The sequence below is a fragment of the Herbaspirillum sp. Her3 genome (assembly GCF_057961275.1).
This window is the reverse complement of record NZ_CM176328.1, coordinates 4,789,115-4,801,035: the sequence shown is the minus strand read 5'-3', so window position 1 is coordinate 4,801,035 and position 11,921 is coordinate 4,789,115. Positions and strand designations below refer to the sequence as shown.

12 protein-coding genes are annotated in these 11,921 nt (G+C 63.7%); 8 read left to right on the top strand and 4 right to left on the bottom strand.

The features are described from left to right. The first annotated feature begins 23 nt into the window (after positions 1-23). Complete coding sequence (gene queG / locus ACVC5H_RS21840; RefSeq protein ID WP_489619823.1) at positions 24-1,154, top strand: tRNA epoxyqueuosine(34) reductase QueG; 1,131 nt, start codon at positions 24-26, stop codon at positions 1,152-1,154. A gap of 10 nt (positions 1,155-1,164) precedes the next feature. On the opposite strand, the gene ACVC5H_RS21835 is transcribed toward queG, so the two are convergent. From ACVC5H_RS21835 to ACVC5H_RS21825, 3 genes are read right to left on the bottom strand one after another with little or no spacing between them, the layout of a single operon-like run. Then, positions 1,165-2,055 (bottom strand): AEC family transporter, encoded by an 891-nt coding sequence (locus ACVC5H_RS21835; protein WP_489619822.1) that lies wholly within the window; start codon positions 2,053-2,055, stop codon positions 1,165-1,167. Beyond that, positions 2,056-2,646 (bottom strand): response regulator transcription factor, encoded by a 591-nt coding sequence (locus ACVC5H_RS21830; protein ID WP_489619821.1) that lies wholly within the window; start codon positions 2,644-2,646, stop codon positions 2,056-2,058. It lies immediately after the preceding gene. A 41-nt stretch (positions 2,647-2,687) separates the two neighbouring features. Next, positions 2,688-4,715, bottom strand: a complete 2,028-nt coding sequence (locus ACVC5H_RS21825; protein WP_489619820.1) for a PAS domain S-box protein — start codon at positions 4,713-4,715, stop codon at positions 2,688-2,690. Positions 4,716-4,926: 211 nt separating this feature from the next. Between ACVC5H_RS21825 and ACVC5H_RS21820 the strand changes: the two genes are divergently transcribed. The 3 genes from ACVC5H_RS21820 to ACVC5H_RS21810 all read left to right on the top strand — a co-directional run bounded on the left by ACVC5H_RS21820 (position 4,927) and on the right by ACVC5H_RS21810 (position 7,911). Further along, complete coding sequence (locus ACVC5H_RS21820) at positions 4,927-5,943, top strand: TRAP transporter substrate-binding protein (protein WP_489619819.1); 1,017 nt, start codon at positions 4,927-4,929, stop codon at positions 5,941-5,943. Positions 5,944-6,073: 130 nt separating this feature from the next. Further along, positions 6,074-6,634 carry a TRAP transporter small permease gene (locus ACVC5H_RS21815; RefSeq protein ID WP_489619818.1) on the top strand — a complete coding sequence of 187 codons (561 nt, stop codon included), beginning with the start codon at positions 6,074-6,076 and terminating at the stop codon, positions 6,632-6,634. Then, entirely contained in the window at positions 6,631-7,911 is a 1,281-nt protein-coding gene (locus ACVC5H_RS21810) for a TRAP transporter large permease (RefSeq protein WP_489619817.1), read from the top strand. Before ACVC5H_RS21815 ends, ACVC5H_RS21810 begins: the two co-directional genes overlap by 4 nt. A gap of 511 nt (positions 7,912-8,422) precedes the next feature. On the opposite strand, the gene ACVC5H_RS21805 is transcribed toward ACVC5H_RS21810, so the two are convergent. After that, complete coding sequence (locus tag ACVC5H_RS21805; protein WP_489619816.1) at positions 8,423-9,073, bottom strand: VOC family protein; 651 nt, start codon at positions 9,071-9,073, stop codon at positions 8,423-8,425. 98 nt (positions 9,074-9,171) lie between these two features. Here ACVC5H_RS21805 and ACVC5H_RS21800 point away from each other — a divergent pair, with 98 nt between their 5' ends. The 4 genes from ACVC5H_RS21800 (at position 9,172) to plsY (ending at position 11,893) form a co-directional block, all read left to right on the top strand. Next, the gene (locus ACVC5H_RS21800; RefSeq protein WP_489619815.1) at positions 9,172-9,675 is read left to right on the top strand and encodes a methylated-DNA--[protein]-cysteine S-methyltransferase; all 504 of its coding nucleotides are present in this window, start codon (positions 9,172-9,174) and stop codon (positions 9,673-9,675) included. 9 nt (positions 9,676-9,684) lie between these two features. Beyond that, complete coding sequence (gene xerD, locus ACVC5H_RS21795; RefSeq protein ID WP_489619814.1) at positions 9,685-10,608, top strand: site-specific tyrosine recombinase XerD; 924 nt, start codon at positions 9,685-9,687, stop codon at positions 10,606-10,608. Positions 10,609-10,685: 77 nt separating this feature from the next. Then, positions 10,686-11,186, top strand: coding sequence for an aminoacyl-tRNA deacylase (locus ACVC5H_RS21790; protein WP_489619813.1), 501 nt, complete (start codon positions 10,686-10,688; stop codon positions 11,184-11,186). Positions 11,187-11,275: 89 nt separating this feature from the next. Next, a complete protein-coding gene (gene plsY, locus ACVC5H_RS21785) occupies positions 11,276-11,893 on the top strand; it encodes a glycerol-3-phosphate 1-O-acyltransferase PlsY (protein WP_489619812.1) in 618 nt (205 codons plus the stop codon). Positions 11,894-11,921 lie beyond the last annotated feature (28 nt).

Here is an 11,921-nt window from a genome sequence, read left to right as displayed (position 1 = left end):
CAAGTTTCAAGGTTCAATGCCGCATGTCCGATCTCGCCACGTCTGCCGATCTCGCCGACCCCGCCTACCTGGCGGCACTGGCCGCGACCATCAAGACCTGGGGCCGCGAGCTGGGGTTCGCCGAGGTGCGTATCGCCGACGTCGACCTGGCGCACCGTGAGGCGGGCTTCCAGGCCTGGCTGGACAAGGGTTATCACGGCGAGATGGATTATATGGCAAGCCATGGCATGAAACGCGCGCGCCCGGCCGAACTGGTGCCGGGTACGGTACGCGTGGTCAGCGTACGCATGCCTTACCTGCCGGCCGCCGACGATCCGGACCAGGCCGACTGGCGCGCCCGCGAAGAAGCGCGCAGCGCCGATCCGGCCGCGGCCCAGGTCTCGATCTATGCGCGCGGACGGGATTACCACAAGGTCTTGCGCGCCCGCCTGCAGCAACTGGCCACCCGCATCGAGGGCCAGACCGGCCCTTTCGGTTACCGCGTCTTCACCGATTCGGCCCCGGTCATGGAAGTGGCACTGGCCGAGAAGGCCGGGCTGGGCTGGCGCGGCAAGCATACGCTGCTGCTGCACCGGGAGGCCGGGTCGATGTTCTTCCTGGGCGAGATGCTGACCGACCTGCCGCTGCCGGTGGATGAACCGGTCACACCGCACTGCGGCCAGTGCAGCGCCTGCATCACGGCCTGCCCGACCGGCGCCATCGTCGCGCCTTACGAACTGGATGCGCGGCGCTGCATTTCCTACCTCACCATCGAACTCAAGGGCAGTATCCCCGAAGACCTGCGCCCGCTGATCGGCAACCGCATCTACGGCTGCGACGACTGCCAGTTGTACTGCCCCTGGAACAAGTTCGCCCAGCGTGCCAGCCTGCCCGACTTCGACCCGCGCCACGGGCTCGATAGCGCCAGCCTGGTCGACCTGTTCGGCTGGAGCGAAGAAGCATTCCTGAAAAACACCGAAGGCAGCGCCATCCGCCGCATCGGCCACGAACGCTGGCTGCGCAACCTGGCCGTGGGGCTGGGCAATGCGGCCGATTCGGCGTCGCACCGGGGCGATGCCGCCATCGTGGCCGCCCTGCGGGCGCGCCTGGCGCATCCCTCGCCGCTGGTGGCCGAGCATGTGCGATGGGCACTGGCGCGGCACGGTGTCGCCTAACGCGGAAGGCTCAATGCACCAGCGCCAGCCAGACCGGAATGGTCAGCGCCGAGAGCAGCGTGCCGATGGAAATGAGGAAGGCCGTGAAGGGACCATTGCCGCCCATGCGCGCGGCCAGGATGTAGGCGCTGGAGGCCGTGGGCAGGCTGCAGAACAGCACCACGATGCGCCATTGCAGCGGCGGCAGTTGCAGCCGCATGCCGATCAGGTAAGCCGCCAGCGGCACCGCGCAGAGCTTGATGAAGAGGAACCAGCCCACCACCGGCTTGCTCTCCTTGAGGCCTGACAGGCGCAATCCGGCCCCGACCATCAGCAGGCCCAGCGCAATGGAGGCCGCACCCAGGCGCGAGAGCACCACGCTGGCCGCTTCGGGCAGATGCAGCCCCAGTGCAGAAAACGTCAGGCCGCCAGCGGTCGCCACCAGCAAGGGATTGCGGGCCAGCTCGCGCAGCAGGTTGCCGTTTTTCGCGGCCAGCGCGTGGACTGCCGCGATATTGCACAGGGGCACGCCAAAGCCCAGCAGGATGGCCATCAAGCCCGCGCCTTCTTCGCCGGCCATGCGGGTAGCCAGCGCCAGGGCGATATAAGAATTGAATCGATAGGCACATTGCATGCCCGATTCATAGGTCATGGGCGTGGCACGCAGCAGGGGCTTGCCCAGCCAGGTCAGTGCGATGCCCGTCACCAGGGCGGCCACGCCCGTGCCGACCATGCCGCCCGTGACGGACAGGTCGACCTTCAACCGTGCGGTGGAATAGAACAGCAGGGCAGGGAAGAGGATGAAGTAGACCAGCTTTTCCATGCCGGCCCAGAATTCGTCACCCCACCCGGAGAGGCGATAGACCAGCACGCCCAGCGCAATGAGGCTGAAGTCCGGCAGCAGGAGGTTGAGGATTTCCACTTATTTGAGCAGCCGCGCCAGCTCGACGGCGGTCTTGACGTTCATCTTGTCGAAGATATGGGCGCGATGGACTTCCACGGTGCGCATGCTGATGCCCAGCTCATCGGCAATGACCTTGTTCATCTTGCCGGCCAGGATCAGGTCCAGCACCTCGCGTTCACGTGCCGAGAGCGCCGTCAGGCGGCTTTGCACGGCATCTTCGGCACCGCCTGCGCGCGAATTTTCCAGCGCTTCCAGCACGCGGTCCATCAGCTGGTTGTCGTTGAAGGGTTTCTCGAAGAAATCGAAGGCGCCGTTTTTCAGCATATCCACGGCCATGGGCACGTCGCCATGTCCGGTGAGGAAGATCACCGGACGCCGGTGCAGCAGGCCCCGCGTCTTCAGTTCATTGAACAGCGCCACGCCGCTGGTGCCGGGCATGCGCACGTCCAGCAGCAGGCATTCGCCCTCGGCATCGATGCCGTTGGCATGGGCCAGCGCGCCCAGCACGGCCGCGCCGCTTTCATAGCCGGTGGCGGCGATGTTGCGCGAGCGCGCCAGCCAGGTCAGCGAATCGCGGATGATTTCTTCGTCGTCGACTATGTGCAGCATCGGTGTGCAGGGCGGGATTCCAGAATGGGAGGGGCGTCTCGTTATTGTGGCTGCCCGGGTTGGGCGGGCAGCGAAAACCGGAAGATTGTACCGCCTGCCGGGTTATCGGTGTAAGTGAGCGTGCCGCCGTGGAATTCGATGGTGGTGCGGCAGATGTTCAGACCCATGCCCATGCCCTCGGCCTTGGTCGAGAAGAACGGCGAAAACAGGCGCGCGGCGACTTCTTCGGCAATCCCGTGGCCCTGGTCGATCACCGAGACCGTGACCGATTCTGCACCATCGTCGTTGCGGGTCAGCTCGGCAGTCACGCGCAGGATGCGCCGCTCCGACGGCACGGCGGCCATGGCCTGGATACCGTTGCGGGTCAGGTTCAGGATCACCTGTTCCAGCAGCACCTGGTCACCCAGCACCGGCGGCAGTGATCTGGGCACCTGCCATTGCAGCACCACGAAGAACTGCTGGGCCTGCAATTCGATGAGCGGCGCCACGTTGTCCACCAGTTGCCGTATCTGTAGCCGCTGGCGTGCCGGTTCGCGCTTCTTGACGAACTGGTGCACGCTGCGGATGACGTGGCCGGCGCGCTGGGCCTGGGCGTGAATCTTTTCCAACGCGGGCTGCAGCGCCTTGGGCTCGGCCTGGCCCTGCTGCATCATGTTCAGCGCGCCGGTGGTATAGCTGGAGATGGCCGCCAGCGGCTGGTTCAGCTCGTGTGCCAGGGTCGAGGCGATCTCGCCCATGCTGGCCAGGCGGGCGCTGGCCTGCAGCTTTTCTTCCTGGGTCCGGTTGAGGTCTTCGGCCCGCTTGCGCTCGGAGATGTCGAGGATGGATCCCATCCAGCCACTCTGCCTGCCATCCTGGTCCACCAGCGGCGATTCGAAGATCAGCACCGGGAAGCGTTCGCCATCGCGACGCTGGAAGATGGTTTCGAACTGCGGCGTGACACGCCCGGCCAGCACGTTGGAAAAGCGCTCCTGGTATTCGTCCATGGCTTCCGGCGCCCAATAGGGCATGGGCGGAATCTTGCCCACCAGCTCTTCGGCGGCAAAGCCGACCATCTTGCAGAAGGCCGGATTGACGTAGGTGATGCGCCCCTCCAGGTCGCGTGCGCGCATGCCGGTGACCAGGGAATTTTCCATCGCCGCGCGAAACACGGCTTCGTTGAGCAGGGCTTTTTCAGCCTTGGTGCGGCGGTTGATGTCGCGCCACAGCGCCCACAGGCTCCACAGCAGGCCCAGCGAGAGCACGATCACCGAGCCCACCAGCAGGTTGGGCAGCAGCTTGGGCGCGCTCTTGGTACTGTTGGTGTGCAGCACCAGGATCAGCCCCGGCAGCTCCAGTTCCCGTCGGTGCGTATAGACGTTCAGGCCCGGTCCGCCCGAGGTGCGGCGCGCGACCACGTTGTCGTCGGTATCGGTCAGGGAGATTTCATTGTCCTGGGCGAACCACCACGGCACCATTTCGTTGAGAATGCGCGCCACGGCATAGCTGGCCACCAGGCTGCCGATGTAGTGATTGTCGTGGAACAGCGGCACGTGGTAGTCCATCAGCATCGGCTCGGCGATGCCGGGCGGAATGGCTGGCGGGCTGTAGAGCGGCCGGCGCATCTGGCGTGCACGCTCGGCCGTCATCAGCGAGGTCTGCGAGAGGTCCTTGCGGCTGATCGGAAAATCATCGGTGGAGGCCACCGCGTGGCCCTCGGCATTGAACCAGGTGACGCGATAGAACTCGCGGTTGTTGCGCAGCAGGGCATTGAGGCGGCTGCGGAAATGCTCCTGGTGCAGGCGGCCATTGATGATCTCGCGCCCGATGATGCGCATGCTTTCATCGTCGCGGCTCAACTGGAAGCGGATCGCCTGTTCCACCCAGAGCGAATCGGCGATCAACTGTTCCAGCCGCTCGCTGGCTTCCATCTGCTGGGCCTGGCGCGGCAGCCAGATCAGCGTGGCCAGGAACAGGCACACCAGCAGGAAGGGGATCAGCCAGCGCATGGTGGTCTTGCGGCCCGAAGCCTGCAGCTGCGAGGCGGCATCGGGCTGGGGAGCGATCGGAGGCGGCGGGACGGTTTTCATGACGCCGCCAGTGTAGCCGCGCCCCCGCCCTCGCGCCAGCCTTGCGCCGGGCTGGTAGGCGGGCTGCCGGGACATTGTGGTTTTCCACACTTGCCCCGCTTTGGTGAGGCCGAGCAAAATTCGCGGGCACAAACTGGTCCACGCCAAGACCAGCCATATCCAAGACCAATAAAAAAATCCAAACGATTTACACCTCACTGGGGAGACAAGCATGAAACTGAAGTCCATCGTCTTTGCGCTGGCCGCGGCTACCGTCGTCAATGCCGGCCTGGTTGCCAGCACCTTCGCGCAGCAACCCATCATCATCAAGTTCAGCCACGTGGTGGCCAACGACACGCCCAAGGGCAAGGCCGCCGAACGCTTCAAGGAACTGGCCGAGAAGGCGACCAAGGGCCGCGTCAAGGTCGAGGTCTATCCCAACAGCACGCTGTACAAGGACAAGGAAGAACTGGAAGCCCTGCAACTGGGCGCGGTGCAGATGCTGGCCCCTTCGCTGGCCAAGTTCGGTCCGCTGGGCGTGAAGGAGTTCGAGGTCTTCGACCTGCCCTACATCTTCCCCAGCAAGGAGGTGCTGTACCGCGTGACCGAGGGCCCGATTGGCAAGGATCTGTTCAAGAAGCTGGAGCCCAAGGGCATCACCGGCCTGGCGTACTGGGATAACGGTTTCAAGGTGATGTCGGCCAACAAGCCGCTGCATCACCCGGCTGATTTCCGTGGCCTGAAGATGCGCATCCAGTCCTCCAAGGTGCTCGATGCCCAGATGCGCGCGCTGGGCGCCAACCCGCAGGTGCTGGCCTTCTCCGAGGTCTACCAGGCCCTGCAGACCGGCGTGGTCGATGGCACCGAGAACCCGCCGTCGAACCTTTATACCCAGAAGATGCATGAAGTGCAGAAGCACGTCACCGTCTCCAACCACGGTTATCTGGGCTATGCGGTGATCGTCAACAAGAAATTCTGGGATGGCCTGCCGTCGGATATCCGTACCGAGCTTGAAGGCGCCATGAAGGACGCCACCAAGTACGCCAACGCCATTGCCCAGCAAGAAAATGACGCCGCCCTGGCCGCCGTCGAGAAGACCGGCAAGACCACTGTCTATCGCCTGACCGACGCCGAGAAGGCCGAATGGCGCAAGGCGCTGTTGCCGGTGCAGCAGCAGATGGCCAGCCGCATCGGCAAGGACCTGATCGATGCCGTCAACAAGGAAGCGGCGGCGCTGGGCCAGAAGTAATCCCGGCCGGCGTTGCCGCTGACCCGCTGCATGACGCCGCGGGCATCGATTCACCCCAACAATCATCCTGACAAAAAGTGCCTTGGGCTGATACCGCTACGGTATCGGCCTGCCGGCGCAAGGAGACATCATGAAGTTACTCGACCATCTGGAAGAGTGGCTGATCGCGTTCCTCATGGCCGCGGCCACCTTCATCATTTTCGTGGCGGTGGTACACCGCTACGCCTCGGGCCTGGACATCCCCTGGTTACAGGACCGGCTCATCCAGATCAACATGAGCTGGGCCCAGGAGCTGTGCATCTTCATGTTCGTGTGGATGGCCAAGTTCGGTGCCGCCTATGGCGTGCGCACCGGCATCCACGTGGGCGTCGACGTGCTCATCAACCGCATGAACACCCCGTGGCGCAACAAGTTCGTGCTCTTCGGCCTTTTTGCCGGCGCGCTCTTTACCGGCATCGTCGGGACCTTCGGTGCCGAGTTCGTCTACGACATCGCCCAGCATGACAGCACTTCCGAAGTGCTGGAACTGCCGATGTGGATCGTCTACCTGGCCGTGCCGCTGGGCTCGTACCTGATGTGTTTCCGCTTCCTCCAGGTGGCGTGGAATTTCCACCGCACCGGCGAGTTGCCCAAGCATGACCATGCCCACGTGGAAGGTCTGGACGAAGAAACCAGCGGAGGCAAAGCATGAATGCACTGATCATTTTCGTACTGCTGTTCGGGCTGATGCTGACCGGGATGCCGATCTCGATTTCGCTCGGTCTCACGGTGCTGACCTTCCTCTTCACCATGACCGAGGTGCCGATCCAGTCGGTGGCCCTGAAGCTCTTCACGGGCATCGAGAAGTTCGAGATCATGGCGATCCCCTTCTTCATCCTGGCCGGCAATTTCCTGACCCACGGCGGCGTGGCGCGGCGCATGATCAACTTCGCCACCTCCATGGTCGGTCACTGGCATGGCGGCCTCGCCCTGGCGGGCGTGCTGGCCTGTGCGCTGTTTGCGGCGGTGTCGGGCTCCTCGCCGGCTACCGTGGTGGCAATCGGTTCCATCATCCTGCCGGCGATGGTCAGGCAGGGCTTCCCCAATCGCTTCGGCGCGGGTGTGATCACCACCTCCGGTGCACTGGGCATCCTGATCCCGCCTTCCATCGTGATGGTGATGTATTCGGTCTCCACCAATACCTCGGTGGGCAAACTCTTCATGGCGGGGGTGGTACCGGGCCTGCTGCTGGCTTTCCTGCTGGGGCTGACGACCTGGTTCCTGGCGCGCAAGAACAACTATCCGCGCCTGAAGAAGGCCACCTGGGCCGAGCGCGTTGCCGCTTTCCGCAAGAGTGGCTGGGGCCTGTTCCTGATCGTCATCGTCATGGGCGGCATCTACAGCGGCGTGTTCACGCCCACCGAAGCGGCAGCCATGGCGGCGGTGTATGCCTTCTTCATCGCCGTCTTCGTCTACAAGGACCTGAGCCTGAAGCAAGTGCCCAAGGTGCTGCTGGACTCGGCCTCGATGTCGGCCATGCTGCTCTACATCATCACCAATGCGGTGCTGTTCTCCTTCCTGGTGACCAGCGAAAACATCCCGCAGACGATGGCGGCCTGGATCACCGATTCCGGCCTGGGTCCGATCACCTTCCTGCTGGTGGTCAACATCCTGCTGCTGTTGGCCGGCAACGTCATGGAGCCGTCGTCCATCGTGCTGATCCTGGCGCCTATCCTGTTCCCGGTGGCGATGAAGCTGGGCATCGATCCGGTGCACTTCGGCATTCTCATCGTGGTCAACATGGAGGTAGGCATGTGCCATCCGCCGGTGGGCCTGAACCTGTACGTGGCCTCGGGCATTACCAAGATGGGCATCACCGAGCTGACCATCGCGGTCATGCCGTGGCTGCTGACCATGCTCGGTTTCCTGGCGCTGGTGACCTACTGGCCTGCGCTGTCGCTGTGGCTGCCCAACCTGATTTACAACTGATCAGGGATCAGGCGATGGGATGACAAAATCGGTACCGGAAGGGAGGTTTGCACCAGGCCGGTGCCGATTTTGTCAGATGTCTGTCAAGTTGCTAAAAAGTATGTTGGTTTTGCCCTGAAAAAGTGCTTTGAAACCGCGCCGAGTGCTGCTAAAGTGCGGGCTTTGCTGAATCGGCACCGTGCATTTGCCGCCCTGGCAATCGAGTTTTGCTTGAAGTTTTTCTAAGTGAGTTGTTGATGTACTTGCCTCATCGGCGACCCCTCCGACACATCGGACAGGCGTGGCGAGGCAGCACCGAATACGAAGCGGGTGGTGCATAACAAACGGTATCCATACCGGGAAACTGAGGAGACGTGCATTCGATTGAAACCGCTGAAGCGGTCGGGAATGCATCAGGAGTATTTTGAAGGCGCATCTGCGGATGCGCCTTTTTTCTTTGGATCACGCCGTGGCTGCGAACCGTGTAAATCGTTTATACGGTTTATATTTTTTTACGGCATGCGGACGTGCATCATCCCAGCACACGTTCTCCCTGTGGCGTGGATACCACAGCGCGCAGACCCGCTTCCTTTCCTTCCAGCAAGACGATGCGTGCATCGGCCAGTCCGATGGCTTGCCATGCCGCCTGCAGTGCCCGCGTGTCAGGATGCGTCAGGATCAGTTGCTGCAGCCGGCAGCCACGCTCGGGCAAGGCACTGGCCGGATGCGGCTGGCTGAGCCACTGGATCAGCGAAGGCATGACACCATCGCAGGCCAGGGCGCCATCGGCTGCGATGGTGATGAGCCAGTCCAGCGCACCCCGGCTCATGGGCTCGATCCGCCCTGGCGCGATGGGGCTGGCCGCCACGGCGGCTTCGATATCGCTGGTGCGCGCGACCCAATGGGCCAGACGCGGCACGGCACCGGCGGCCAGCTGGTCCATGCCGAACCAGCGCGGGCGAGCCGGAATGGCGGCCTCGGGATCGATGGCGATCACTTCCAGATAAAAGCCTTCGCCCAGCGACAGCAACGCATTGTGCGTGCCCAGGCGCGCATGCTGACCACCGATGCGCGGCGCCATCGGGACCCCAAGGGCTTGTTCCACCCAGGCCATGCCGGCCTCCAGCGTGGCGGCGGTGACGACCAGGTGGTCGGGCGCGGTGTGCAGGGGAATGGTGGTCATGCGGTCTCCAGGAAGTTTTGCCTGATGGTATCAAGCCGCGCCATGAATTGCTTACAATAGGCGCCCCAGGCCCATGCCGCGATTTTCCCCGGCTCCCCATGACCCCAGCTGACTCTCCGTTGACCGCCTTGTTCTCCGCCGTGGTGCCTGCGCCCTTCGGTGCCATGGGCATCCGCACCCAGGCGGGGGCGCTGGTGGAGATGGTCTATCTGCCGCCGCATTATGCCGAGAAGGACGCTACCGATGCGGTAGCTGCCAAGGCGGCGCAGCAGATCATCCACTATCTGGCCGATCCCGCTTATCGCTTCGAACTGCCGCTCGTGGCTGTCGGCAGTGCTTTCCAGCAGCGCGTCTGGCAAGCCATTGCCAGCATTCCCTGCGGCCAGGTGCAGACTTATGGCCAGGTCGCCAAACGCATCCAGTCCGCGCCGCGTGCGGTGGGGCAGGCTTGCGGCGCCAACTGGTATCCGCTGGTGATCCCCTGCCATCGCGTGACGGCGGCGGGCGGGCTGGGTGGCTTCTCGCATCACGACGACGAGGATGGCTTCCACCTGGAGGTCAAGCGCTGGTTGCTGCGCCACGAAGGCGTAGCCGGATACTGACGCCTGCCCATGGGACGCACCACGCCAAAAATCGAAGCCCCGGCCATCAGCCGCGAGGCCATCGATGAATTCTGCGACAGCCTGTGGCTGGAAGATGGCCTGTCGAAGAATACGCTGGACGCCTACCGCCGCGACATGACCCTGTACGCCCACTGGCTGCATCAGGAGCGCGCCAAGGCGCTCTACGAGACGCAGGCGGAAGACCTGAATGCCTACTTCGCCGCGCGCCATGATGAGACCAAGCCCAGCTCCTCCAATCGCCGCCTGGCCGTCTTGAAGCGCTTCTTCCAGCTGGCGCTGCGCCAGAACCGCGTGGCGGCCGACCCCTGCCTGAAGATGCGCTCGGCGCGCCAGCCGCAGCGCTTGCCCAAAACCATGTCGGAGGGGCAGGTCGAGGCCTTGCTGGCCGCGCCCGACGTGTCCACCCCGCTGGGGTTGCGTGACCGCGCCATGATCGAGCTGATGTATGCCAGCGGCTTGCGGGTGTCCGAACTGGTGTTGTTGAAGAGCATCGAGGTCGGCATGAACGAGGGCGTGCTGCGCGTGACCGGCAAGGGCAGCAAGACGCGGCTGGTGCCGTTTGGCGAGCAAGCCGGGCACTGGATGGCGCGCTACCTGGCCGAGGCGCGCGGCCAGATCCTGCAGGGGCAGGTCGATGATGCCCTGTTCGTGACCGCGCGCGGCGGGCCGATGACGCGCCAGATGTTCTGGACCCTCATCAAGAAATACGCCCTGCAGGCCGGGATCACCGTGCGCCTGTCGCCGCATACGCTGCGTCATGCCTTCGCCACGCACCTGCTCAACCATGGCGCCGACCTGCGCGTGGTGCAGCTGCTGCTGGGCCATGCCGACATCTCCACCACCCAGATCTATACCCACGTGGCACGCGAACGCCTGAAGCAACTGCACGCCGTACATCACCCCCGTGGCTGATCTTGCGGCATAATGTGCGCCCATGACGGCCCGGCCGACCTGCATGGCCGGTCAGCCTGCAGTCAGGAAGATCATCGATGAGCGCCAAGAAAGAACACATCTCCGAAACCCCCGCCACGCAATTCCTGCGCAAGCAGGGCGTGAGCTTCACCGAGCATCCCTACGACTACGAGGAGCACGGCGGCACCTCGGTGTCCTCGCGCGAGCTGGGCGTGGATGAGCATGTGGTCATCAAGACCCTGGTGATGCAGGACGAAGCCGCCAAGCCGCTTTTGGTGCTCATGCATGGCGACTGCAAGGTCTCCACCAAGAACCTGGCGCGCCAGATCGGCTGCAAGTCGGTCGAGCCGTGCAAGCCGGAGGTGGCCAACCGCCACTCGGGTTTCCTGATCGGCGGCACCTCGCCCTTCGGTACGCGCAAGGCCATGCCGGTCTATGTCGAATCCAGCATCCTCGAACTGGACAAGATCTACATCAATGGCGGACGGCGCGGCTTCCTGGTCGGCGTCGATCCGGCCGTGATCCTGAAGGTCTTGCCGGCCAAGGCGGTGCAGTGCGCGCTGGCCGATGCCGCTTGAGCCGGCCGGATCCGGGCTGACCAAACCTGACCAAACCTGATCGCACCTGAGCTCCTTCAGATAACAGAGACAACAGAAAGCCCCTCTTCATGTACAACCTCCTCTTTGCCATCGCGGCCTACCTGATCGGTTCGCTCTCCTTCGCGGTGCTGGTTTCCAAGCTCTTTGGCCTGTCCGATCCGCGCACCTATGGTTCGAAGAATCCTGGCGCCACCAATGTTCTGCGCAGCGGCAACAAGAAGGCCGCTGCGCTGACCCTGCTGGGCGATGGCTTCAAGGGCTGGCTGGCGGTGTGGCTGGCGCAGAAGTTCGGCCCGCAGTTTGGCGTGGACGATACCGGTATCGCGCTGGTGACGCTGGCCGTTTTCCTGGGCCACCTGTGGCCGGTGTTCTTCCGCTTCGTCGGCGGCAAGGGCGTGGCCACCGCGCTGGGTATCCTGCTGGCACTGGACCCCTGGCTGGGCCTGGCCACGCTGGCCACCTGGCTGGTGGTGGCCTTCGCCTTCCGCTATTCCTCGCTGGCCGCGCTGGTGGCAGCGCTCTTTGCGCCGTTCTACTATGCCCTGCTGTTCGGCACCACCGACGGTATCCTGCTGGCCGTGGTGGCCATGGCGGCCCTGCTGATCTATCGTCACCGCAAGAACATTGGGAACCTGCTGGCGGGCAAGGAAAGCCGGATCGGTGACAAGAAGAAGGCGGCCAAATAAACTTGGTGTTTTGAGCCAAAAAGAAGGG